This is a genomic window from Nostoc sp. MS1 (assembly GCF_019976755.1).
Classification (GTDB): Bacteria; Cyanobacteriota; Cyanobacteriia; order Cyanobacteriales; family Nostocaceae; genus Trichormus.
Genome location: NZ_AP023441.1, coordinates 4,374,735 through 4,397,938, shown reverse-complemented (window position 1 = coordinate 4,397,938; position 23,204 = coordinate 4,374,735). Strand labels below are relative to the sequence as shown.

Genomic DNA, 23,204 nt, shown 5'->3' with positions numbered 1-23,204 from the left:
ATAGTCAATAGTCAATAGTCAATAGTCAACACAGCTTTGGACTGTGGACTTTGGACTATTGACTAATCCTCATACCAACTAGAACGCCATGCGGCTTCAGCTTCGGCAATTGAGCGTTCCCTTTGCTTTTTTTGATACTCTCGTCCTAGTTGATTAAGTTTGCCTAAAACATGGCGAATTTGGCTACGGCTGGAAGAAAGAGCAGGGTCAGCAAATTCTATTTCCCCTAACCTTAAATTAATTGTCGTAATTTGTGTGAGGCTAGATTCCTCCTCATCCTGCTCATTTTCAATTTCAATTACCAAGCTAAGGAGGTTAGGCGGCCCTGGCATCATTTCCGCCGATGCTTCAGATGCCGCCGCCGCCGCTTCTAAAATAGGTTCTGGTAATTTTTGGGGTAGGATATCGGCTTTTTGCAGCAAAATATTGGCTTCGTGAGAAACCTTTCTCAACGTCCGTTGTGTTTCTTCTTCCACACGCTTTTGCCACTTTGCCAGTTCTACAGGGTTGGAAGTATCCAGCACATAAACCTGAGAAGCCGGAGCCACAGAAGTTACCTCCTCATCTCCCCCATCCCCCTCATCTCCCTCATCCCCCTCATCTCCCTCATCCCCCTCATCTCCCTCATCTCCCTCATCTCCCTGAATCACCAACTGAGCCAACAACAATTCCGCCCCTTGTTTACCTAATTTACGGATACCTTGTTGTAATTGCTGCCGTTGATTTAGGGACAACTTCAAGAAATTTTCCGGGTAGCCTTGGGTACAAAGATGATAACTTGCCAGAATTAACTGCTTGCCTAGTGCTTGACCTAAAACCCCTAAATAACCAGCATAAGCGCTGTGGAGTTCTGAGGCGATCGCTTTTATCGCTTCCTGCAAAACTACAATATCCTGCTCAATTCGCTCTATTGGTCTACCCATATTTTCTATTTGTCCACCTGAACCTATTTATGGTACAAATGTACGCTTTTATTCTAAAATAATTACCGAAAAAGTTTAATATAGCTGATAAATAAAATACAGGTCACGCAAACTGCTTGACCTGCTTAATAAGAGTCAAAAGTCAAAAGTCAAAAGTCCATAGTCCATAGTCAAATCACTGCTGACTGTTGACTAAAGTTTATAGTCCACCATATCTAGTCTGTTGACTGTTGACTAATGACTATGGACTAATGACTAATGACCAATTAATTACTTCACACCCATCTGAGCGGCGACTTCATCAGCAAAGTTGCTTTCTTGCTTCTCGATACCTTCACCAAGGATGTAGCGCACGAAGCGTTTTACTTCGATGTCTTCGCCGACTTTCGCCTTAACTTGCTTGATCAAGTCTTCGACAGAAATACTTTGGTCACGAATGTAGGGCTGATCTACCAGAGTTAGTTCTTTGAGGCGTTTTTCGATCCGGCCTTGAACTATTTTTTCTCTGATGTTTTCTGGCTTATTCGCCAAATCTTCTTTACCTGATTCGATGTCCTTTTCTTTCTGGACAACTTCAGCCGGGATTTGGTTTACGTTAACATACTCAACGTTGGGACAAGCTGCAACCTGCATGGCTGCATTTTTTGCCAAGTTTTGTACTTCTTCGTTAGCAGCCGCAGCATCAGATTTAGAGTTGACTTCGACTAACACACCAACTCTACCGCCGGTGTGGATGTAGCTGTCTACTACTCCTGACTGATTTGCTAAATCAAAATTGATAAAGCGTCTTACTTGGATGTTTTCACCTAAGTTAGCTATCGCTTGCTTAATAGCTTCATCTACGGTAAGGCTAGTATCTTCAATATAAGATTGTCCTAGCAATGACTCAACACTATCAGCTGTCGCGGCTTGTTGAGCTAGTTTCTTAACGAGATTTTTGAACGCATCGTTACGGGCGACGAAATCTGTTTGGCAGTTAACTTCAATCAGTACACCTACTTTACCACTAGGCTGAATGTAGGTATCTACTAAACCTTCTGCCGCAATGCGATCGCTTTTTTTACCCGCAGAGGCAATGCCTTTTTTCCGTAGCCAATCAATGGCTTCTTCAACGTTACCTTCAGTTTCTTTCAGCGCTTTTTTGCAGTCCATCATGCCAGCACCAGTTTTTTGGCGTAGCTCTTGGACGAGTTTTGCAGATATTTCCGCCATGTTGCCTCAATTCCTAACTTTACCTTGATAAAACAGTGCTGAGTAATTAAAGTGCTGAGTTGTGTTACGGTAGCGGCGCGTTTAGCGCGTGCTGAGTAATAAGTAAATAATTTAAAAGTATTTACTTATTACTCTTAATCATTTGGGAAAAAATCAACAATTTTTTGCTCATTCTTCCTAAAATTTCTTTTGAGATCGTACTCAGCACTCAGAACTACGCAACTGTGTTGAGTATTTCTATCTTACTCAGGGCTGGGGAAGAAAAAGGGATGTAATTTTAAGTCTGAAGGATAAAATGTGAAGTTTTAACTTGCAACATCATCCTTCATCCTCTTTCTTTGGATTATTCTTCTTCCTCTTCTTCGTCGGGAATTAACGAATCAGTGTAATCACTTTCATCGTAATCGTATTCTTCCTCAGCGCCTTCGTAATCGTCGTACTCTTCTTCTGCATCCAGTTGACCGTGACGACCTTCGTAAATAGCATCTGCCAATTTACCAACGATCAATTTGATTGATCTGATAGCGTCGTCATTTGCTGGAATGGGTATATCTACTACATCTGGGTCACAGTTTGTATCCAACATGGATACAATAGGGATGCTCAGTTTTTGGCATTCTTGAACTGCGTTGTATTCCCGGCGTTGGTCTACAATTACCACAACATCGGGAACTTTCCGCATTGTTTTAATGCCGCCCAAGTATTTTTGTAGTTTTGCCAGTTCCCGCCGGAGCATGGATGCTTCTTTTTTCGGCAGTAAGTCTAAAGCGCCACTTTCTTCACGACGCTCTAAGTCTTTGAGGCGGTCCACTCTGGTTTTAATGGTTGCCCAGTTAGTGAGCATTCCTCCCAACCAGCGCTGGTTAATGTAGTGAGAACCGCAACGAGCAGCTTCTTGAGCGATAATGCCTGCTGCTTGACGTTTTGTCCCGACAAAGAGAAACTTCTTCCCTTGCTCGGCTTGCGATCGCATATAGTTATAAGCTTCATCCATCAACTGGGCTGTTTGCACCAAGTCAATGATGTGTACACCATTGCGAGAGGTGTAAATGTAAGGAGACATTTTCGGGTTCCAGCGTCGGGTTTGATGCCCAAAGTGAACCCCAGACTCCATCATCTGAGCCAATGAAACAACTGGCATATATTTTGTAACTCCTATTCGGGTTAAACCTCCACCTGGGCGTATTTCCCCACAGGAAAACACCCGAATCCCCAGATGTGCGGAATTTGGTTAGCCATACTAGGCTAGCACATAGGTTAACACACTGGGTCAACCCATACGTTTGTTTTGATAGTTTACTAGCAGGCGATCGCTATCTGCTGCTGCGCCATTTTGTAACCATGCAATCGGCTGTTCTGCCTCTACTTTATCTGGATTTACCCAAACAATATTTTTTAGTTCATCTATTTTAGCCGATGCCTCGCTAAAATATTTTCTAGCAGTATTGTCATCTAATGATACGACAATTCTATCTGTAGCGTTTGCTGCTTCGATTAAGCATAAATCTTTCGTCATTTCTTCTATTCTTTTATTGCTGATACTGGCAGCTATACTTTCTATTTGTTTCCATAAATTAGTATCTATTGATATATTCAAATAATGAACCTTTTTCTTTGAATACATTTCTATAAGCCATCTACGCGAGAAAGCCGATTTATGCCTATTCCATTCATCTTTTATATCGTCTGTCATGACAATTTTATGACAAATATTTAAAACAGCTATCAAAAATTCTCGACAATGTACTGAAGTTGGATAAGTAGATTCTTCACCCCCAACCGAACGAGCCACAGAAGCATCTATAACAAGACGCTTACTTATTTTATCCGCCATGTATACCTTGAATTAACCGAGCTTCCGCAGCACTTAAATAACGGTTTTCTAATTGTAGAGATACATCACCAAAATCTTCTGGCCAATCTCCAAAAGCACCAGTTTCATCTAAGTCAGCACTATTGACTCTTGTTATACCATCTTCTTGGCGTGTAAACCAGTGTAATTTAACTAAATCTGGCGATAAATTGCCTTCAGCCACTAAAGATTGAATTGCTAAAATTAACCTATCGCTATGTGTTTCTACGACTACTTTCACACCCCGCTTTGCAGCATTAGCTAAAATTTCCGCCATAGCAACCTGAGCGCGGGGGTGTAAGTGTATTTCCGGTTGTTCAAGATATACTAATTGTCCTGGTTCTGCTACCAGTAATGCGACTAATACAGGTAAAGTCTGGGAAACTCCAAAGCCAACATCAGCAATGTTTACCATGTCATTTGCTCTAGTTTTGGAACGGCGCGGAAGGCGACCAACTCTCAACTCAACCTGTGTATCATCAAGTTTTTTTGCCTCGACTGCATAAGTTAAACCAAGGGTCTCAAGTGCATTACCCAAATCTTTAAGATGTGAAACTTCAGTTATTTGCCAGTTATTGACCACACTAGCAACATAATTTTCAAAAGTTCCAGAAAATTCTTTACCTATAGCTGTAGTCTTATAAGTACGTTCTGGGTTTCCTCGTAGTCCTGGAACATGAATAATTTTTCGAATATGTGTTTGGAATATATTACCAGGACTAACAGAAACAAGTGATGTTCCTGCTAACTTATCTTTTGAGGATTTACGAGATATTTCAAAACCTAAAAAACATCGATTCCGTTTCACATTCCATTCTGTTGTAGATTCTATATCTCCTAATAACGTTGTACGCAATATTTTAAGATGTTCAGGCAAGGCTCTAATAATATCTTCCAGATCCATCTCAGGCGTTAATATTGCTTTATCTTGATCAAGATTATATGCCATTTCGATCAGTTCAATTCCTTTTCTGGGTTGCTGTTTAAATGTATCTCTAAAAAAGTTTTGCTCAGATAAATTAACTTGAATACTAAAACTATTATTACGTTCTTTCCCAGGAAATTTAGATAGTAATTGTTTTGTAGAAGTGAACTGAACATTTGGTCCATTCAGTAGGAGAGATCCAGGATCATAAGTGGCTTCTAGAGTTTGTTTAAGCAACAGTAGCGGCTGCATAATACTTGATTTCCCAGAACTATTAGCACCTGCAAGAATCGTTAATGGACGTACTGCTAAACTACACTCTTCATAAATAGACTTATAGCGGCTGACTGAAACTTTTGTAATTCCTTCTGTTGTTTCTCTTTTTTTACTTTTAGCTGAATTTGCCTGACTCATGAGTTCTCATTTTGATGTAATATTCTTATTTTAATTATCTGTCTTTGATTTAATTATGTTTATAAATAATTTTTTTTACATATATAATAATCTCACAACAAGAAGGTGATTTATATTACATATTTATATAATATAACACCTTAAATTATTTTGGATTATGCACAATATAAAGCTGAATTAACTTGCTGCTTCCAGTCCGTTATGAAACTTTCTGCATCTGAGAATAAGCCTCATATACTCCCTTGACGTTGTACCAGTTGAGGAAAATTCGCGCTATTTCTAAAGCTAATTGGGGTCTACCAGATTTGATTAACCACCGCAATAAAGGAGCCATTGTTTTTTCATTCAATGCACCGTTGAGTGAAAGTATTCCCCACAGTAAACGGTGCAACCATGTCATTTGAATCATCATCCGTACTTCCCATGTGGGATGTTTTTTGTAGAATAAAACACCCATGCGTCCGCGTTGAATTTCTTTGTCTATTAAGTTGGGTATTTGGTCTAAATTAAATGGTGGATGCCAATGATAGCCGACAGCAGCAGGACATTTAATTAGTTGTAATCCCAGATTTTTGAGCCTGACACCTAACTCTAAATCTTCCCAACCGTAGAGTTGAAACCCTGTATCAAATAAACCTGCTTTTTCTAGCCAATGTTTAGGGATGGCGACGTTACCTGTAGCGAAAAAGGCGGCGGAGAAGTCTGTGATTTTGTAAGGTTCAGCCGTGGGATTATCGAAATTGCAAGTATTAATTACTGCACCATAGGTAAAAAAGCGATCGCTCCCTAGTTTCTCTTGTCCCTGCACCAACGCATCAGCATGAGCTTGTAGGAAGTTTTTCAACACTACTAAATCGCTATCAATAAAGATAATAATATCGCCTAGTGCCTGCTCTACGCCTAAATTACGCGCCGCCGCAGGGCCAGCATGGTCTTGTTCAAACCATCGCACATGAGGAAACTCTTGTTTATGTGCTGCTAACCAATCTAATGTGCCATCTGTAGAACCATCATCTACTAAAACAATTTCGTAGCCTTTAATCGCAGTTGATGCACTCAGCGTCTGCACTTCTAAAGCGCGTAGACACTTTTCTAAAATCGGACGGCGGTTGTAAGTCGGTATAACAACACTAATAAACACAGTCTCACCTACACAGTACTATCCATCTCCAGCATAGGACAGTGTGGTACTTCAGACTGTTCCTGGTCAAAGCTTACGCATCAAGGCTGTTTGTTCAGGCTGCGTGTAAAGAGTGGCTTCATACAATCAGCTCAAAAAAACAAGGTAATTCTTTTTATTCTAAATACTGATAATTATTAATTAAACGATACATAACCTCTTGTTAATCATTTAATAATAACTTTTGCAAAAGTGGGTCATTTTTTGGCAGTTGAGCGATGTAATTCGATTTTCATCAGCCTTGAAGCCTGGAAATTTAATATTGAAAGTTCGATGAAATCTCAGATTACTGATGTTTTCAGTGAATTTGTAGAGTTCTTAATTGCACATTTATCTGTTACAAAAGAGGGGCATTTAATGTCTAAGTTAGGTCGGAGACAACTTTTAATATTTTTTGCTGGGAGTGCTGGGGCTGCGGTATTAAGTGACAAACTCCTAGAAGGCTTTACTAACGTTGCAGAAGCAATCACTACTCCATTAGGCTTTACGCCAGTACGCTTACCTCATCCTTTACCAATTTATCAACAACAAAGAAGTTATTTACCTACAGGAATTCAACAAGGACAGATACTAAACCCATCTCCAAATCCCAGTTTAAGTGTTTACAACGTAATTGATGATGTTGTAGTACCACCAGAATATGAACGCTACGTAATTATAGGTTGGGGCGATCGCGTATTTCCCAATCGTGATGATTATTTTGGTTTTAACTGCGATTACACAGCTTTTATCCCCCTCGGCAGAACTAACGATATAGGCTATTTGTGGGTAAACCATGAATATGTGAGTTATCCCTTTGCCAAAGCCATACTCAGCAATAATAGCGATTTAAGACAGTTTCCAGATGCGTTTGAGCCTGTAATTGGTTGGGCTTTACCCGAAACTAGGAATCTGGAAGTTGATGGCGAATCTCTATATAATCAAGGTGGCTCAATTGTCAGAATTGACCGCCGTAACGCCACAAAACGTTACACTGTCGTCAGTGGTGATGCAAGAAACCGCCGTATCCACGGTCTTTCCGGGTTAGGAATCAATAGTCAAAGAACTGATGGTTATGCCAATGTGACTTCTTGGGGTAGCCGTAGCCATCAACAAGGTGATAATAACTATTTGGTAGGTACTGGCCCAGCTGCTACTCAAGTGTTTAACCTCAGTGCCGATGGACTCGGTAATAAAATCATCGGTACTGCTTTTAACTGTTCTGGTGGTACTACACCTTGGGGAACGATCTTATCTGCGGAAGAAAACTTCCAAGGTACTGTGCAAGAAGCAGTCAAACCTGATGGTACTCAAACAGGTTACATTGCCAACAGCATCGGTCAGAGATTTGGTTTAGTTGGGGAAAAATATGGTTGGATGGTAGAGATTGATATAGTCAATCCCAATTCTCGTCCACGCAAACACACGGCGTTAGGTCGCTACCGTCATGAAAACATCGCTCTCCGTGTCGAAGCAGGAAAGAGATTAGTTGCTTATTTGGGTGACGATAGACGTGGGGGACACACCTGGAAATATGTCAGTTCGGGGGTAGTGTCTTCACCCACCAGCAAAGCCAACAGCAGTTTGTTGGAAAACGGTACTTTGTATGTGGCTCGTTATAACCCAGATGGTACAGGTCGCTGGATACCTTTACAATTAAACACTCCTACCGATCCAATTCCGCCATCGGTATTATCCTCTGTAGAGTTTGCTGCTTTGGGTTCAGCGCAAAGAAACGGACTGCTACCTTTACCAAGACGCAATGGTATTGCAGGACAGACTCAAGATGGTGGTGCGTTTGCTTGCGATCGCACCAATGAAGCAACATCATTACCAGCCTATCAAAACAAGCGTCTTTCTGACTTTTATACTTCCCAAGGTGCTGTTCTCGTTGATGCTTTCTTAGCAGGTAACTTAGTTGGTGGTACACCCACCGCACGTCCAGAAGATATCGAAGTCCATCCCAGCACCAAAGAAGTATTCATCGCTTATACCGATGGTGCGCCCGGTAGTGACGGTTATCCAGATTCTCGTATTTTCGTAGTCGCCAAGTACAATACAGCGCCTAATGCTACACAACAATCAGGTGGTCTGTACAAAATTATTGAAGATAGCGCTGATGGTACAGGTTTAACCTTCCGTTGGCAAAAATTTGCCCAAGGTGGAGAAGCTGGTTCAATAGATGGTGCTGGTTTTGCGAATGTCGATAACCTAGCATTCGATAATAAAGCCAATATTTGGGGTGTAACAGATATGTCCACCGACACCCACAACGGTTTCAACACTGGTGTTTCTGGTAATCCTACCACTATTAATCACTCTGCTAGTGGTAACGTTTCCAACTTCACAGGTGTCTTTGGTAATAACTGGTTATTCTATATTCCCACCAGTGGTTCTCATGCTGGACAAGTATTCCCCTTTGCCTACGGGCCTGTGCGTTGTGAAATGACTGGGCCGACTTTTGTCGGAGATACTTTAATTATCTCTGTACAGCATCCTGGTGAAGATTGTCCCGTTAATGATGGCACTATCCTCAGCCGTGACATAGAAATTCTCAATTTGAATGGTACAACATTCAATCAAACTCGTACTGTCCCTCGTGGTAGTAGCTGGCCTAGCAACATCTCCATTGCTGATGGTGGTAAAGGTCAACCTACAAGTGTTCCTCGTCCCAGTGTTATTGGTATCTATCCTAAAAATTCCAATGGCAGTTTTGTCTAAAACTATTCACATAAAATAATTTTTTCTTGGGGTGTATGATATGTACACCCCTTTTGTTATGTGAAAACCCCACTGGATAGAGTGGGGAGTGATTGAATCAGGATTTTTCTTAATAGTGTAAATGTACTATAAAATTAGCAAAAATTGCCAATTTTAGTAAATTATAGGAATGCTTTTTTACGACGGTTTACACATAACCCAGCAAAAGAAGCGATCGCAGTTCCCAAAACAGCCAGAGGTTCTGGTACGGTAGAGTAACTGACTGTGCCTACTTGATTAGCGGTTAATAAATCAGCACTCTCAATACTATAAAAAGTGTTACCGCCTAAGAAGGGAGTATTTAAATCCCCACCGATAAAAAACTGGTCTTCAACTAAATAACTCAGTCCTAAAAGTTGACCATCTCTAAAGCTAACTAATGGTGCTAAACCCGTTGGAAAATCAATATCATCTACTTCTGTATATCGAGTACCCAAATAATCAAAAACAACAGATAATAATCCATTGCTAATATCTAGACTCTCTTCTCCAATTCCATTCAAATTTGAGTCGTCGTACCTAAAAGAACCAAAGTACTGACCTGGATTAGCACCAGATGTAGCATTTACAGTAAAGTTGTAATTAACTACAGCAGCTTGTGTTGGCTTAACTTCAAAAGTAGTTAAGGAAATGGCAAGAGCAAAAGTAGCTAGGCCAAGATTTGTACTTAATTTCATTAGACAAGCTCCAAAGTAAAAAAGTCACCGTTATTGTGATTTCACATAAATAAGCTTTAAAGTAATGACAAAAGGTTAAGAAAAATAGAATAAATGGTTAAGCTAGTAGTTAAGGTTTTAGCCTTTTCTTGTTCGCGGAGCGTCTGTCTACTACACGCTACGCGAACGCGTAGCGTCCCGTAGGGAACGCAGAGAGGATTAAAATCTTCACTACAAACCTTAAAATCATCAAACTCTTACAGAAAACAAACAGATTTAATATTTTTAAACGCAGAGTTACACAGAGGAAAGTTCTGTAGGAGGGTTAGCCAATTTTATTCGTGATGTACTCAGTACCTCAGTAGATTAAGAAAGGTTATAATTCCATAACATTTGGGATTCGGAGAAAATATACTACCTTAATTGTGCAATGCGTGGCGATCGCTCTATATTAATGAGTCCTTAGCAATTTATAGTGAGAGTTGTCGGTAAATTCTTAAGCAATTGTGAAAAGTATTACTCTTGTTGGTTCCACTGGTTCAATTGGTACTCAGACTTTAGATATCGTCACCCAGCACCCAGATAAATTTCGGATTGTGGGGTTGGCGGCGGGAAGTAATGTAGAAATGTTAGCAGAACAAATTCGCAAGTTTCGTCCGCAGATAGCGGCGATTTCTGCTGCGGAAAAATTGCCAGCATTGGAAGCAGCTATTAAAGACCTTGATCCCCAACCTATTTTACTAGGGGGTGAAGCGGGAGTGATTGAGGTTGCCCGTTATGGCGATGCGGAAACAGTTGTTACTGGTATTGTAGGTTGTGCAGGTTTACTACCAACTATCGCCGCCATAGAAGCAGGTAAAGATATCGCTTTGGCAAATAAAGAAACCCTCATCGCCGGCGGCCCTGTAGTGTTGCCTTTAGTTGAAAAACACGGTGTTAAATTACTCCCAGCCGATTCTGAACATTCTGCTATCTTTCAATGTCTCCAAGGCGTACCTAAAAGTGGTTTAAGGAAGATTATACTTACAGCTTCTGGTGGTGCTTTTCGGGATTGGGATGTGGAAAGATTAGCACAAGTAACTGTTGCTGATGCCTTGAAACATCCTAACTGGTCTATGGGGCGGAAAATTACTGTAGACTCAGCCACTTTGATGAATAAAGGTTTAGAAGTGATTGAGGCGCACTTCTTGTTTGGGTTAGATTACAAAGATATCGAAATCGTCATCCATCCCCAAAGTATTATTCACTCATTGATTGAGTTACAGGATACCTCTGTTTTAGCTCAACTGGGCTGGCCAGATATGCGTTTACCCCTGTTGTATGCTTTATCTTGGCCGGAACGCATCTATACTGACTGGGAACGCCTGGATTTAGTCAAAGCTGGCAATCTTACCTTCCGTGAACCAGACCATCATAAGTATCCTTGTATGCAGTTAGCTTACGCGGCTGGGTTAGCTGGCGGTTCTATGCCGGCTGTGTTAAATGCTGCTAATGAACAAGCAGTGGCTTTATTTTTGGATGAGAAAATCAGATTTTTAGATATTCCTCGTTGTATCGAATTAGTTTGCGATCGCCATCAAAACGATAACTGTGCAAATCCTTCTTTAGATGACATTTTGGCAGCAGATAAATGGGCAAGACAAGAAGTTTTAACAGCTACTAAAAATTTAGCAACTCAACCTCAGATAATTTCTGTACAACCCATTTTACAAAAATCCTCATAAACATATATCTTTCGTAGGGGCGTACAGATATGCGTCCCTACTTTGGTCTTATGCGGTAAAAGATTTCTGTCTGTTTTCAGCACACAGTTCAAGAGGGTTAAGTTATACAGCAGATTGTAGGTGAATGTATTACAAATTTTCTGCAAAAATTCATAGATCAACAGGCTTTTATCCCTGTTTCTTGCCGTATGTATTTTCCTAAATTAAATATCTTTGATAAATTTGGCCAAAAATTTATTTTTAATTAAAAAATCTAGTAATTATTTTATGTATAATCAATTTGCGCTCATTACTCAATAATTTACGCAATTATTGGAAGAAACATTATGTAAATAATACCACATTGGCGTTAGATTTATCAGTGATTATTAAATATAAAAATATACGTCTACTGATTGAGTAGCCTGGAAATCAAAGCTAAGTTTTAAGGAATTTATATTATGATCCCTACTCTTATTGTAGCTTGGATTGTATTTGTCATAGTTTGGAAAGTATTAAAAGCAACCATTATCAATGCTATAACTATTGCATCTGTTCTTGTGTTACTCAACGTTGGTTTTGGTATCACACCTCAAGATATATGGCATCAAATCATGCAGTTTGCACAAACTTTATCACAAGTGAAAGTTGGGAAGTAGAAGTTTCATCAGTTATCAGTTAACATGGTTTAATAAAACTGATAACTGATACACCTAGCTTTAATCAATTTTTGTGTAAAGTTGAAAACTTTGCTAAAGCATCTTTAACGCTTGTAGGTAACTGGCGCATGATTTTGCCTCTTTCTCTATCTAAGGCTACTAAAGTTACTTTGGCAGTGACAAATAATTGCTGTCCATCTGTGGAGACAATTGCATAATCCCAGTTGATGCGGACACCTGTAACATCAACCATGCGAGTTTTAACCACCACAGCCATGCCTAACTCTACAGCACGATGGTAGCGCACAGAAAGTTCTACCACGGGTAAGTCGCAGCCTAAAGTCACTAAATCTGCAAATTCAACACCAATGGAACGCAAACATTCCATTCTTGCTTCTTCCATCCAAGTTATATAAGTGCCATGCCAAACAATACCTGCGTAGTCAGTATGATGGGGATGAACTCTCACAGGATACTCAAACCAACTCTCAAACTGACGTAGTGATGCAAGTTCTATGGCATCAGTAGGAGGCAATTGTGCCTGGCTAGATTGTTCTTCAGACATCTTTTTGTTACTCGGCAGTTAGTTCTTCCACCTCTGGGATAACATAAAAAGGAGTTGAGTTGTAGCATTTATAAGAATAATGCCGATCTAAGCTGCGATCGCCTTATATAATTCGTAATTCGTAATAGCCTGCTTAAGTGGCTATTCTCTATACCCTGCTATACATAATTGAAAAACAAAATTTAGTTCCAAATCTTTATCGTCTGGAACATAAGTACATACTAACTATATTAGGTTTCAGCACCCATATTCAAACAAGTGCAAGGATTAGCTAATTAATTACGCAAAGGTAATTATTAATAGCTAATAATTGCGAACAAGCTTTAATTCTCTAGATTTTGGGTGAAATTTAATTAGAAAAACCTATTTATAGTTGATGTTAAACCCGTTTTGCCAATGCCTTGTTGCTTGAAGTAACTGGGGTAGGTTGCTTCACAAGATTGGCTAATTCCTCTAATTGGTTAATTGCTTCTGCACCTTCTAGTTTCATTAATTCGCGATCATCTCGCATTTCTGTCCAAGTGATGCCGTAGTCAGATACTAGGAAGCGAATTAGATGATTATTACCCAAACTCACCATAAATGAAGCACTGTTCATTTGGTCGCCACAGGTATAACAGGACGCAGGATAGCCCCGTCGTTCTAGTACAATTGCCAAGGCTTGGAGGTTCATTACCAAGTCTTGGACGAACTGCCGATGTTGATGCGCTAGTCTTAGAAACACTTTTGTCCTCCAGACACCACAGTCATTTTAGTCTCTTTTATATTTTTTTTAGATTCTCTCACCAATTGGTATTGTAAACTATTCATTACAATTACCAAAAGTTTATTGCAGCCATTAATTGGCTACTTGCTCAGGGTAAGAGAAAACTGCACGCTCTGCCGTATCAAACAATTCACTTTGCAGAATCAAAATAATCAGGTAAGTTAAGAAAATTAAGTATAATTTACATAACTTTGCCTAAGTTGATGATTATTAGCAGCGATCGCATCAAGATTAACTCAGATTTAGCCTTTGTCAACCAGAGGAGAATCACTGATTGTTTTTCTGTAATTTTGGCACTATATAATAGTGATTTTCACAGTTTTTACATCTAGTTGAGATTTTCTATTAGCTTGTTGTGCCGTATAATCACAGATTTACTATTGACAATTCAGCCAAACTTTTTTTGTCTCAAATATTACTTTCCTGCTATAAGTGTTGAATCCAGTATAGTACAACCTTGAGAGTGCAAAGTTAGGCGCAATGGTCGGAGTATGGTAGGGAATTAGTTACACTTGCAAAAAATATCACTATAGCTCTAATGCTTATAAGCATGAAACCGAGCATAGCTAAACTCAAGATAAGTATGTTGCCATTTCGGCAGTATTTTTTGTAGCTTTAAACGTAACAGAAAGTTAAGTAAGTTATATAATTCCCCCTTGAAACAACATTTAAGCAGAATGCTGTTTCTCATACCTCTGTAGCTAATCATATTTAAGACTAACACTAAGTCAATCTAGCAAGAGTTATAGATACAAAGCTTAAATAGTAATATAAATTGCCCGATTATGCTTGTAACGTTAGGACATTAGCCGTAAATTCGCCACGAATTACATAACGATTTTATTAAGTGTATGGGGTGTAGAGCTGATAAACACCTACACCCCTATCTTATGGGAGAAATTTTAGTCTGCTACTTGCCACAAACCAAAAGCTGGCCCAATAAAACGGATAGTTACCCAAATTACAACCATAGCTCCAATGCCTACCCACGCACCACGAGTAGTCCAGGTAACAAATAGTTCAGATTGAGATTTAGTAATGGGAACCCAAGGTAAGATACGAGTGTCTTGACCATATTTTTCTCCCATTGTAGTTTTACGACGTTTCGCTTCACCCATAGTTATCCCCCATTCAGTCTAGGTTATTAATTCACTGATGATTTCCTATTTTCCGATGTTAGCGTTGTTTTTTACTGTTGAGATTTATTGAAAATGAAGCTTGCCGCACCAGAGGCGATCGCATATTGTATCCTATACCTATAAGGAGTTGGAGTAGGCGAGTAGAAGTGACAAGAAGTTTAATAAAAAGCAAAAGTAAAAAAATTTTACTCATCATTAATTATTATATTTTTTTATTAATTTTTATTATTAAATAACCAATATCAAAGATTATTCAAGATTTTTAATCTATTTATTCTTTCTTATGGTACACGACGAATAACTAAAAATCGTGCAAGTCTAGGAATAGAGCAATACAGATAATTTAAGCTGTTGTTCTTAAATTTTATCGGCTCTAAATTTAAATCTAATATTTAATACAGGAGAGGCTATCATGGCTCAACAAAATGCTGCTCAACTTTTGAAGGCTGTGAAGGAAAATCAAGCATTAAAACAAAGACTAAAAGCAACTGAGAATCCAGAAGCCTTTATTAAGATTGCTAAAGAGAGCGGCTATGACTTCACACAGGAAGAACTGGAAACAGAAATTAACAAATTATCTGAAGAAGATTTAGCTGCTATCATCAATCCAGGTTGGGGACCTAGAAAACACATTCATCCTAGATAAATTAGGGAATAGGTAATAGGTAATGGGTAATGGGTAATCGTAGAAAATATTTACCTATTCGCTATTACCTGTTACCAGAAAAATAACTATATCGCCACCTATATTCTGTTCCCTACTAAGTTAACGTTTCGCTAATTCTGGGGTTCTTCCCTTTAAACCAATCATCAACTTGAGCATAAATACTTTGAGTGCGGGAACGCTACGCAAAAACCATAAACCCAAGCGACGCACAAATACTACTGGCGGAAATTGGTTAGAAAACATTCTGTCTAACATATCAGTGAAGCCTAATATTGTCAGATTCTCTACTTGTCGCCAGCGTTCGTAACGTTTCAATACGCGAATATTGCCGATATCTTCACCAGTTTGATGCGCTTTTTGGATTACCTGCGCCAAAGCTGCGACATCACGGATACCTAAATTTAAGCCTTGTCCACCTACAGGATGACAATTGTGCGCTGCGTCGCCAACTAATGCTAAACGAGGGAGAACATAGCGATCGCTTTGCATGAGTTGTACTTGAAAAACGAAGCGATCGCCTAATAATTCCAACTTACCCATCTGATTACCAAAACGCTTGGCAAGTTCTTGCAAAAATTGCTCGTCATTCAAAGCACACAAAGCTTTGGCTTCTTCGTGGGGCGCTGTCCAAACGATGCGGCAACGGTTCTCAGGTAAAGGTAAAATTGCAAAGGGTCCGCTAGGCCAGAATCTTTCGTAAGCTGTATTATTGTGGGGTTTTTCTGGCTTGACGAAGGCAACTATACAAGATTGCCAATACTTCCAGCCGTGGGTTTTAATCCCAGCCGCTTGACGAATAGGCGATCGTGAACCATCAGCAGCTACAACTAATTTGCTGCGGACTGTGCGTAATTGTTCAGCAACCTTAATTTCTATAGTTACTACGTCATTGTGGTACTTGGTACTCACCACTTCAGCCGGACATAGATAGGTGACATTTGGGCAATTCTGGACAAACTCCTGTAGAGGTTCCAGTAAAGCTTGGTGTTCGGCTACATAACCTAATTCTGGTGTTCCTAAATCGCTGGTTGCAAACTCCACCACACCAGGATAATCAGCGTCAGAAAGGCGGACTTGGCTGTACTTAGCAATTTGAGGGCGAATTTTATCCCAAATGCCGATGCCTTGGTAGATTCGTGCTGACAGCATGTGGACTGCGTAGGCTTGTCCTTTAGCCACGGCTGCTGATGAGACTTTAGCCTCAATCAACAGTATATTCAAGCCAGAATCCTTTAATGCTGAGGCTAGAGTTAACCCAACAATTCCACCGCCGACGATGACTAAATCATAGTCGTAACCTCGCTGGTCTGGCGGTGTCGGTTGAGGAGAAATAGTTTGATTAAGCTGCGTTAGCGCCATTGTTAAGAGAAATTAAGCAATCATAACTCTTATTGTTACGCGATCGCCTTTATTTGGGCAAGTTAGTTGTTAGTCATTAGTCATTAGTCATTAGTCCATAGTCAACAGTCCATAGTTGTTCTCCTCTGCTCCTCTGCTCCTCTGCTTCCTTGCCTCCCCCCTCTTCCTCATCTCCCCTACTCCCTACTCCCCACTCCCTACTCCCATTCCCTAACCCAGTCCCAACTCTCGTTTAAGTAGGTTAATCGAATTTGTACCTATGTAATTCTCGACCTTAATTAGTTTTGGTGGGCGGATAATGTCTTCTGAGGCGGCTTGTACGGCTGCTTGGACTATGGCGTAACAGGCTTGGTCACAGATAATTACTTCAGCTCGTTTGACGATCGCCTGCATTTTGTAATTATCTTTTGGTTGGGCGGTCATGATTAATAATTCGTCACCGCGTAAACCGTGGAGGATGACTTCTGCTTGGCGACCAATTCCTGAACTCAAGCTAACTATTCCCACACAGTTATCTTTGGGTAATTGTTTGAGGAGGGTAATTTCTTTGTTGTAATCGTAGATATCCAGAGGGATGACGCGGATGGCTTTAGGAGCTGCGATCGCTTCTACGTCGTTGATAAAATAGCGACTGGTGACGACTGTTGCTGAGGTAGTTTTATCTAGTACAGAGGCTAATTCATCTATGGCTACTATCTGTACGGGAATTTTGAGTTCTTCTTCTAATTCATAAGCCATTAATTCCCCGACACCCATATCTTGAGTTGGTGCGGCTACTAATACCCGTGCGCTACAACGCAAGCGCCAGTCAATTTCTGCCAAGAATATTTCCCGTGCTTGGCTGAGTGAATAGCCTTGATTTAGGAGTTCATCCAGGGCTTGCTGCAAAACTTTCGATGCTTCGGGGTGTTGCGTCAGAATTGGCGATTGTAGCCTGCTACCGCCCTCATGACCTTGAGCGCGGACATAAATCCCTGAACCTGCCAAACTTTCGACAAAACCATCTTCTTCTAACTGACGGTATACCTTACTAATTGTGTTACGGTGTAACCCTGTTTGCATCGCTAATGCCCTTGTGCTGGGCAATTTGTATCCGGGTGGATATTGCCGAGATGCGATCGCAAACCGAATTTGGTTAAATAGTTGGGTTGATGCAGGAATTTCACTATCTGGCTGAATACGGAATTGAATCATCACCCAACCTCCTCAATGCTGACATTTGTAATTAAGAATTACAAATTACAAATTACGAATTACGAACTAACTTAACTATTGGTAGTTGATTATCTGATAGAAGTAGCCTAGTTATATCAAATAATCAGAAAAATTAACCACACAGCACAGGTAAAAATTATATGACTGAGCAAGCAGTAGTTACGGAGACGGTACAACTTTCGCAAGATCATCTACAAATCGCTGCTTACTTAGCACAACCACAAGCACCCGGTTCTTATCCAGGAATCGTAGTATTACAAGAAATTTTTGGCGTTAACTCCCATATTCGGGAAGTAACAGAACGGATTGCCAAGTTGGGGTATGTAGCGATCGCACCAGCACTATTCCAACGTCAAGCACCAGGCTTTGAAACTGGCTATACACCTCAAGATATTGAAGTCGGCAGAGACTATGCCATGCAAACCACAGCATCAGAGTTATTAGGCGATATTCAATCAGCCATAGATTACCTCAAAACTCTGCCCCAAGTGAAAAAAGAAGGCTTTGGCTGTATTGGCTTCTGCTTTGGTGGTCATGTTACCTACCTTGCCGCTACCTTACCAGATATCAAAGCTGCGGCATCTTTTTACGGTGCAGGGATAACTACTCGCACTTTTGGCGGTGGAAATCCTACCGTTACCCGTACACCAGAAATCAAGGGTACTATTTACGCCTTCTTTGGTACAGAAGATGCCAGTATCCCTCTAGAGCAGGTAGACCAAATAGAAAATGAGTTAGAAAAGTACAACATTTCTCATCGTGTGTTCCGCTACGATGGAGCTGACCACGGATTTTTCTGTGACCATCGAGCCAGCTATAATCCACAAGCAGCAGCTGACGCTTGGGAACAAGTAAAGCAGCTATTTGGAACTGTACTGGCAGCCTAAATTCAGTGGACAGTGGAAATAACCTGATAACTGTCAACTGTCAATTGTCAACTGACACGCAAAGCGTAAATAAAAACAATTTAATTTCAATAGTCATGAACTCCGAATCGAAACTATCTCAAAAAGCCAGTTCGTCTTTCACAATGGACGACTTCGCTAAAGCACTAGAAAACCACGATTATCAGTTTCAAAAGGGACAAGTTGTTTACGGTAAAGTTTTTCAACTTGACCCTGATGGAGCTTACGTTGATATTGGTGGTAAGTCGTCAGCTTATCTTCCCCGCGAAGAGGCTTCTTTGAGAACAGTTACCGATTTAGCGCAAGTACTGCCGTTGAATGAGGAGCTTGAGTTTCTGATTATTCGTGAACAGAATGAAGAAGGTCAAGTAACTGTCTCTCGACGGCAATTAGAAATTCAGCACATCTGGGAAAAATTAGCACAATTGCAAGAAGATTCCCAGACGGTGGAAGTACGGGTGACTGGTGTGAATAAGGGTGGTGTCACCGTAGATTTCCAATCTTTGCGGGGATTTATTCCGCGATCGCACTTGCTAGAACGTGATAATTTAGAATCGCTTAAAGGTACAACTTTAACGGCTGGTTTTTTAGAAGTAGACCGCAATACTAAAAAACTTGTTCTGTCTCAACGTTTAGGAACCCGTTCTAGTAACTTCAGTCAGTTAGAGATTGGTCAGTTAGTAGAAGGTAAGATAACTGGAATTAAACCTTTTGGCGTATTTGTCAATATAGATGGTTTGAGTGCTTTGCTACATATCAAGCAAGTCAGCCAAAAATTTATTGAGTCGCTAGAAAAAGTCTTTCAAGTTGGTCAAACACTCAAAGCAGTCATTATTGACTTAGATGAAGGCAAAAATCGAGTAGCTATCTCTACCAGAGCTTTAGAAAACTTCCCTGGCGAAGTGCTAGAAAACTTTGATGAAGTCATGGCTTCCGCCGAAGCACGCGCTCATCGAGCCGCTAATAAAGTAAACGAATAAGCGATCGCTCAACTAATTTGTACATGTTTTTTGTTGGCTGTTGACTGTTAAAGGTTGACAGCTAACGAATCTCATGAGCGGCTGTGCAATATAGATTCAGGGCAATGCTAATTGCAAACATGATTGTCTTCTGGCTTGGAAGTATTCGGGCAAATCTCGTGTAAACTGCCAGTCTATGACAAATGTTTTTTCGATACTGCTATTTGTTCTGGCGGGTTTGTGTGAAATTGGCGGTGGCTATTTGATATGGTTGTGGCTGCGTGAGGGAAAAAGTGTTTGGTTAGCATTAGCAGGAGCAATTCTTCTCACTACATACGGATTTGTCGCTACACTTCAACCCGCTAACTTTGGACGAGCTTATGCTGCTTATGGTGGTATTTTTATTATCCTTTCCATTATCTGGGGATGGCTAATCGATAAGATTCCACCTGATCGCTTGGATTGGATAGGAACCGCTATTATTCTTGTAGGCGTTTTAGTGATGATGTACGCCCCTAGAAGTTAAATTGACTGATATAAAACTTGCTAAAACCAACAACCATGTTGATAGTAATATCATTTTTATCGTAAATCCGAGGGTTTAAGACCCCTACGTCTATACGTAGTATATTTTTAGTCGGGGATTTAAGCCCCGACTGAAAATGTCTTTAATTTTGAATTTTGAATTTTGAATTGTTAAAGGGGATAGTTGCGGCGGAGTTCTGACCAAGTATCTTCGCTAAAAGCAAATTTAATACTCCCAACTAATTCACCCCAACTGTTTAACACTGACTCAGTTGGTGCTTGCCAAAATTCACTAATAAAATATTCTTCCCACCATTCTGGTGCTTGCTTGCGGTGAGCTTGGTCGTGTTGTTTGCGCCACCGCCTGCGCCATTTGATAAAATCTGCTCTGGTTGGTGGTTGAACTCCAACTCTTGGCGGGAAATCAGCATAACTGACAAATGAACTTACACCCTTGGCGTGGACGTAAACTACGTACCGCCAACATTCAACTGTGTAGATATCGTCAAACCCAATCCGAAACATCAAACAAATTGCTTCTTCTGTGACAAATCTGGCTAGAGGATGTGGAGTTAAAGATTTGTGAACAATTTTTGATGAACGGATGACAATTGCTTTTGGTTTGAGTGATGATACCATAAAAGATAATCCTGATAAGAAAAAAGATCATCCTCGTAAGAAAAGATAATTCTTGCGAAAAAAGGAAATTCTCGCTTTTTACGGGATGTTTATTTTAAGAACGACGCTCGCTCTCTCAGTTTCCTAGGCCGGGGGGCGATCGTTTTATATGATACAATTATTTAGCGACTCATACAAGTCACTTATTCAGTATATTTATGGGAATGATTCGCCTCAAGATTCGTGAGTATGCGTCTGTGAGGGGTTGGACTTTGAAGGAAGTGTCTGACCGTTCTGGTGTAGTTTATAGCACTCTCAGAACCTATGCGCGATCGCCTGGATTAGCAACTGTAGATTTTACCGCCATTCAAAAGTTAGCCAAAACTTTTGATGTGATGATTGAGGAGTTGGTTGAGGTGGTGCAAGAGTAGTTTGCAGTCAGCGATTATATTAATGTTGTATGGCTTTTATTGATGAAATTTCTCATGCTAATGTCTTGATTGTAGGAGCTAGCCAAGGCATCGGCTTAGGTTTTGTCAAAAAGTTGCTACAAGACGAGAGAATTGCTAAAATTTATGCCACTTATCGTAAATTAGATTTAACATCCGAGTTAATAACATTGCAGGATGAATATTCACCCCGATTAACTTGTCTATCACTAGATATTACAGATGAGTTGCAGATAACCGAAGTCTTGCAAAAGATTAGTGATGAAACGAGTAAATTACATTTAGTAATTAACTGTGTAGGACTGTTACACGAGGGAAATTTACAACCGGAAAAAAGCTTACGACAAATCAATTCAGACAATTTACTACGTTACTTTCAAGTCAATAGTATAGGCGCGGTTCTACTCGCTAAACACCTTTTGCCTTTGTTTAGACATACTGATAAGAGTATTTTTGCGACTATTTCTGCTAAATTGGGCAGCATAGGCGACAATCAACTCGGCGGCTGGTATGGCTATCGCGCCTCTAAAACTGCGCTGAATATGTTTATGCGGACTGTCGCCATTGAGTATGGTAGAAGCTGTCCTCAAACTACGGTAGTAACTTTACATCCAGGAACCACAGATACAAGTCTTTCTCGTCCCTTTCAGAAAAATGTGGCTGCGGAGAAATTATTTACAGTTGAACGCACTGTTAACCAATTATTAACAGTGATTGAACAACTTCAAGCAGGTGATAGTGGGCAGTTTTTTTCCTGGGATGGAACGAGATTACCTTGGTAATCTCGTGTTCGTTTAAAGACTTCTATTCAATACTCTAATTCAAGAAATCTTCTTGGCTAGTTATAAATTTCAATCTCAATAAGCGATACATAAATACTGTTTTTTTAATTAGCTTATCAGTACCTTTTTCCCATACAGAACGTTGAGGATATTCAATACTTCTGTGGATGTCGAACAAATGCTGTTTCTCGTTAGCTTGAGACTGACATTTTTGGATTCTGACTTTTTCGATGATGTCTTTAAAAAATAAAAATCTATCGTGAGAATCGTACCTGATTGTTAACCCTGATGCAGCAGATGCTAAACCAATAATTGATCCTTCTCCATTGTATATTCCCTGTAATTCAAAAACTTTAGAAATTTCTCCCCACAATTTTAAAAACTCTATCTCTTTACCATGATCTTTTTTCAAAGTAAACATAAACTCATGAAGCCATCCTGTGTTCTCTAGGTCTATTGAGAGTTTTTGTGATAATTCTAAAAAAAGAGGTAGTTTTTTTTGCTTAAGTTGATCTGAATTGTTGTGTTTGAGTATATTACATCCTGCTCTGGCTGTGATTCCAGGAAGAAATTCCATATCAGCCGATACTGTACTGAGTATTCTTACGTCTGAATCAAGGAAGATACAAGTATCGTACAGTTCAAGTGCTTTTTGCAGAACGAACCTTTTATCATGGTAGCCCTTAACACTTTGAAGGCGGTGGTAAAATGCTTGAACGTGAGAATATTGTTTAAACTCAGCAGGTTTGTCAGTCAGGATAATAAATTGTGTGTTATGTGAATGCTTTTGAATATCATCAGCAAGCATTTTGGCATGGTTACGGTATCTCGTGCCTGTTGCTAAAGTACAGAAGCAAAAATTGTTGTATTTCATATTAAGCTCTGAAATAAAAAAAACACTAAAAAATATACTTATCAATCTACTTACTTAAGTATGTAAGTAAACTAATACAAGGATTACATTTGATTTATAGAATACAAGTGGTGTTAGC

The 23,204-nt window shown here is 39.9% G+C and carries 24 protein-coding genes; 10 read left to right on the top strand and 14 right to left on the bottom strand.

Features of this window, described 5'->3' with window-relative positions:
* Window positions 1-62: 62 nt before the first annotated feature.
* The 6 genes from NSMS1_RS19065 to NSMS1_RS19040 form a co-directional block, all read right to left on the bottom strand.
* Window positions 63-923, bottom strand: a complete 861-nt coding sequence (locus tag NSMS1_RS19065; protein ID WP_224086344.1) for a hypothetical protein — start codon at window positions 921-923, stop codon at window positions 63-65.
* A 270-nt stretch (window positions 924-1,193) separates the two neighbouring features.
* Window positions 1,194-2,135, bottom strand: a complete 942-nt coding sequence (tsf, locus tag NSMS1_RS19060) for a translation elongation factor Ts (protein WP_224086343.1) — start codon at window positions 2,133-2,135, stop codon at window positions 1,194-1,196.
* Window positions 2,136-2,478: 343 nt separating this feature from the next.
* On the bottom strand, window positions 2,479-3,276 hold the full coding sequence (gene rpsB, locus NSMS1_RS19055; protein WP_224086342.1) for a 30S ribosomal protein S2: 798 nt from the start codon (window positions 3,274-3,276) through the stop codon (window positions 2,479-2,481).
* Between the two features lie 129 nt (window positions 3,277-3,405).
* Window positions 3,406-3,969, bottom strand: coding sequence for a hypothetical protein (locus NSMS1_RS19050; RefSeq protein WP_224086341.1), 564 nt, complete (start codon window positions 3,967-3,969; stop codon window positions 3,406-3,408).
* Window positions 3,959-5,326, bottom strand: coding sequence for an AAA family ATPase (locus NSMS1_RS19045; protein WP_224086340.1), 1,368 nt, complete (start codon window positions 5,324-5,326; stop codon window positions 3,959-3,961). Before NSMS1_RS19045 ends, NSMS1_RS19050 begins: the two co-directional genes overlap by 11 nt.
* A 199-nt stretch (window positions 5,327-5,525) precedes the next feature.
* On the bottom strand, window positions 5,526-6,467 hold the full coding sequence (locus NSMS1_RS19040) for a glycosyltransferase family 2 protein (protein WP_224086339.1): 942 nt from the start codon (window positions 6,465-6,467) through the stop codon (window positions 5,526-5,528).
* Window positions 6,468-6,863: 396 nt separating this feature from the next.
* Between NSMS1_RS19040 and NSMS1_RS19035 the strand changes: the two genes are divergently transcribed.
* The gene (locus tag NSMS1_RS19035) at window positions 6,864-9,206 is read left to right on the top strand and encodes a PhoX family protein (protein WP_224095278.1); all 2,343 of its coding nucleotides are present in this window, start codon (window positions 6,864-6,866) and stop codon (window positions 9,204-9,206) included.
* A gap of 161 nt (window positions 9,207-9,367) precedes the next feature.
* On the opposite strand, the gene NSMS1_RS19030 is transcribed toward NSMS1_RS19035, so the two are convergent.
* On the bottom strand, window positions 9,368-9,922 hold the full coding sequence (locus NSMS1_RS19030; RefSeq protein WP_224086338.1) for a PEP-CTERM sorting domain-containing protein: 555 nt from the start codon (window positions 9,920-9,922) through the stop codon (window positions 9,368-9,370).
* Between the two features lie 485 nt (window positions 9,923-10,407).
* Here NSMS1_RS19030 and dxr point away from each other — a divergent pair, with 485 nt between their 5' ends.
* Window positions 10,408-11,625, top strand: coding sequence for a 1-deoxy-D-xylulose-5-phosphate reductoisomerase (gene dxr, locus NSMS1_RS19025; RefSeq protein WP_224086337.1), 1,218 nt, complete (start codon window positions 10,408-10,410; stop codon window positions 11,623-11,625).
* A gap of 440 nt (window positions 11,626-12,065) precedes the next feature.
* A complete protein-coding gene (locus NSMS1_RS19020; protein ID WP_224086336.1) occupies window positions 12,066-12,263 on the top strand; it encodes a hypothetical protein in 198 nt (65 codons plus the stop codon).
* A gap of 64 nt (window positions 12,264-12,327) precedes the next feature.
* Here the strand turns inward: NSMS1_RS19020 and NSMS1_RS19015 are convergent, their stop codons facing one another.
* Complete coding sequence (locus tag NSMS1_RS19015; RefSeq protein ID WP_224086335.1) at window positions 12,328-12,828, bottom strand: acyl-CoA thioesterase; 501 nt, start codon at window positions 12,826-12,828, stop codon at window positions 12,328-12,330.
* 379 nt (window positions 12,829-13,207) lie between these two features.
* Window positions 13,208-13,552 carry a DUF1815 family protein gene (locus NSMS1_RS19010; RefSeq protein ID WP_224086334.1) on the bottom strand — a complete coding sequence of 115 codons (345 nt, stop codon included), beginning with the start codon at window positions 13,550-13,552 and terminating at the stop codon, window positions 13,208-13,210.
* A gap of 233 nt (window positions 13,553-13,785) precedes the next feature.
* Between NSMS1_RS19010 and NSMS1_RS19005 the strand changes: the two genes are divergently transcribed.
* Window positions 13,786-13,926: a hypothetical protein gene (locus tag NSMS1_RS19005; protein WP_224086333.1), complete on the top strand. Its 141-nt coding sequence runs from the start codon at window positions 13,786-13,788 to the stop codon at window positions 13,924-13,926.
* A 570-nt stretch (window positions 13,927-14,496) separates the two neighbouring features.
* Here the strand turns inward: NSMS1_RS19005 and NSMS1_RS19000 are convergent.
* Complete coding sequence (locus NSMS1_RS19000) at window positions 14,497-14,712, bottom strand: DUF2839 domain-containing protein (protein WP_224086332.1); 216 nt, start codon at window positions 14,710-14,712, stop codon at window positions 14,497-14,499.
* A gap of 433 nt (window positions 14,713-15,145) precedes the next feature.
* Here NSMS1_RS19000 and NSMS1_RS18995 point away from each other — a divergent pair, with 433 nt between their 5' ends.
* Window positions 15,146-15,379, top strand: a complete 234-nt coding sequence (locus tag NSMS1_RS18995) for a Nif11-like leader peptide family natural product precursor (RefSeq protein WP_067766174.1) — start codon at window positions 15,146-15,148, stop codon at window positions 15,377-15,379.
* A gap of 120 nt (window positions 15,380-15,499) precedes the next feature.
* On the opposite strand, the gene NSMS1_RS18990 is transcribed toward NSMS1_RS18995, so the two are convergent.
* Together NSMS1_RS18990 and NSMS1_RS18985 are read right to left on the bottom strand one after the other, a co-directional pair.
* On the bottom strand, window positions 15,500-16,759 hold the full coding sequence (locus NSMS1_RS18990) for an FAD-dependent hydroxylase (protein WP_224086331.1): 1,260 nt from the start codon (window positions 16,757-16,759) through the stop codon (window positions 15,500-15,502).
* A 210-nt stretch (window positions 16,760-16,969) separates the two neighbouring features.
* Window positions 16,970-17,953: a GntR family transcriptional regulator gene (locus tag NSMS1_RS18985; protein ID WP_224086330.1), complete on the bottom strand. Its 984-nt coding sequence runs from the start codon at window positions 17,951-17,953 to the stop codon at window positions 16,970-16,972.
* A gap of 161 nt (window positions 17,954-18,114) precedes the next feature.
* Here NSMS1_RS18985 and NSMS1_RS18980 point away from each other — a divergent pair, with 161 nt between their 5' ends.
* From NSMS1_RS18980 to NSMS1_RS18970, 3 genes are all read left to right on the top strand, one after another.
* A complete protein-coding gene (locus NSMS1_RS18980; protein WP_224086329.1) occupies window positions 18,115-18,861 on the top strand; it encodes a dienelactone hydrolase family protein in 747 nt (248 codons plus the stop codon).
* A gap of 95 nt (window positions 18,862-18,956) precedes the next feature.
* Window positions 18,957-19,859, top strand: coding sequence for a S1 RNA-binding domain-containing protein (locus NSMS1_RS18975; protein WP_224086328.1), 903 nt, complete (start codon window positions 18,957-18,959; stop codon window positions 19,857-19,859).
* Window positions 19,860-20,034: 175 nt separating this feature from the next.
* Window positions 20,035-20,364 carry a YnfA family protein gene (locus tag NSMS1_RS18970; protein ID WP_224086327.1) on the top strand — a complete coding sequence of 110 codons (330 nt, stop codon included), beginning with the start codon at window positions 20,035-20,037 and terminating at the stop codon, window positions 20,362-20,364.
* Between the two features lie 170 nt (window positions 20,365-20,534).
* Here NSMS1_RS18970 and NSMS1_RS18965 read toward each other — a convergent pair whose 3' ends face one another.
* Window positions 20,535-21,002, bottom strand: a complete 468-nt coding sequence (locus NSMS1_RS18965) for a hypothetical protein (protein WP_224086326.1) — start codon at window positions 21,000-21,002, stop codon at window positions 20,535-20,537.
* 197 nt (window positions 21,003-21,199) lie between these two features.
* Between NSMS1_RS18965 and NSMS1_RS18960 the strand changes: the two genes are divergently transcribed.
* Window positions 21,200-21,412: a helix-turn-helix domain-containing protein gene (locus NSMS1_RS18960; protein WP_224086325.1), complete on the top strand. Its 213-nt coding sequence runs from the start codon at window positions 21,200-21,202 to the stop codon at window positions 21,410-21,412.
* A 29-nt stretch (window positions 21,413-21,441) separates the two neighbouring features.
* Complete coding sequence (locus NSMS1_RS18955) at window positions 21,442-22,212, top strand: SDR family NAD(P)-dependent oxidoreductase (protein WP_224086324.1); 771 nt, start codon at window positions 21,442-21,444, stop codon at window positions 22,210-22,212.
* Window positions 22,213-22,246: 34 nt separating this feature from the next.
* On the opposite strand, the gene NSMS1_RS18950 is transcribed toward NSMS1_RS18955, so the two are convergent.
* Window positions 22,247-23,020: a hypothetical protein gene (locus NSMS1_RS18950; RefSeq protein WP_224086323.1), complete on the bottom strand. Its 774-nt coding sequence runs from the start codon at window positions 23,018-23,020 to the stop codon at window positions 22,247-22,249.
* Window positions 23,021-23,204 lie beyond the last annotated feature (184 nt).

Coding starts and splice junctions, on each gene's coding strand:
- NSMS1_RS19065 (WP_224086344.1), bottom strand. CDS start 923: ATGGGTAGACCAATAGAGCGAATTGAGCAGGATATTGTAGTTTTGCAG.
- tsf (WP_224086343.1), bottom strand. CDS start 2,135: ATGGCGGAAATATCTGCAAAACTCGTCCAAGAGCTACGCCAAAAAACT.
- rpsB (WP_224086342.1), bottom strand. CDS start 3,276: ATGCCAGTTGTTTCATTGGCTCAGATGATGGAGTCTGGGGTTCACTTT.
- NSMS1_RS19050 (WP_224086341.1), bottom strand. CDS start 3,969: ATGGCGGATAAAATAAGTAAGCGTCTTGTTATAGATGCTTCTGTGGCT.
- NSMS1_RS19045 (WP_224086340.1), bottom strand. CDS start 5,326: ATGAGTCAGGCAAATTCAGCTAAAAGTAAAAAAAGAGAAACAACAGAA.
- NSMS1_RS19035 (WP_224095278.1), top strand. CDS start 6,864: ATGTCTAAGTTAGGTCGGAGACAACTTTTAATATTTTTTGCTGGGAGT.
- NSMS1_RS19030 (WP_224086338.1), bottom strand. CDS start 9,922: ATGAAATTAAGTACAAATCTTGGCCTAGCTACTTTTGCTCTTGCCATT.
- NSMS1_RS19020 (WP_224086336.1), top strand. CDS start 12,066: ATGATCCCTACTCTTATTGTAGCTTGGATTGTATTTGTCATAGTTTGG.
- NSMS1_RS19015 (WP_224086335.1), bottom strand. CDS start 12,828: ATGTCTGAAGAACAATCTAGCCAGGCACAATTGCCTCCTACTGATGCC.
- NSMS1_RS19000 (WP_224086332.1), bottom strand. CDS start 14,712: ATGGGTGAAGCGAAACGTCGTAAAACTACAATGGGAGAAAAATATGGT.
- NSMS1_RS18995 (WP_067766174.1), top strand. CDS start 15,146: ATGGCTCAACAAAATGCTGCTCAACTTTTGAAGGCTGTGAAGGAAAAT.
- NSMS1_RS18990 (WP_224086331.1), bottom strand. CDS start 16,759: ATGGCGCTAACGCAGCTTAATCAAACTATTTCTCCTCAACCGACACCG.
- NSMS1_RS18985 (WP_224086330.1), bottom strand. CDS start 17,953: ATGATTCAATTCCGTATTCAGCCAGATAGTGAAATTCCTGCATCAACC.
- NSMS1_RS18980 (WP_224086329.1), top strand. CDS start 18,115: ATGACTGAGCAAGCAGTAGTTACGGAGACGGTACAACTTTCGCAAGAT.
- NSMS1_RS18975 (WP_224086328.1), top strand. CDS start 18,957: ATGAACTCCGAATCGAAACTATCTCAAAAAGCCAGTTCGTCTTTCACA.
- NSMS1_RS18970 (WP_224086327.1), top strand. CDS start 20,035: ATGACAAATGTTTTTTCGATACTGCTATTTGTTCTGGCGGGTTTGTGT.
- NSMS1_RS18965 (WP_224086326.1), bottom strand. CDS start 21,002: ATGGTATCATCACTCAAACCAAAAGCAATTGTCATCCGTTCATCAAAA.
- NSMS1_RS18960 (WP_224086325.1), top strand. CDS start 21,200: ATGGGAATGATTCGCCTCAAGATTCGTGAGTATGCGTCTGTGAGGGGT.
- NSMS1_RS18955 (WP_224086324.1), top strand. CDS start 21,442: ATGGCTTTTATTGATGAAATTTCTCATGCTAATGTCTTGATTGTAGGA.
- NSMS1_RS18950 (WP_224086323.1), bottom strand. CDS start 23,020: ATGCTTGCTGATGATATTCAAAAGCATTCACATAACACACAATTTATT.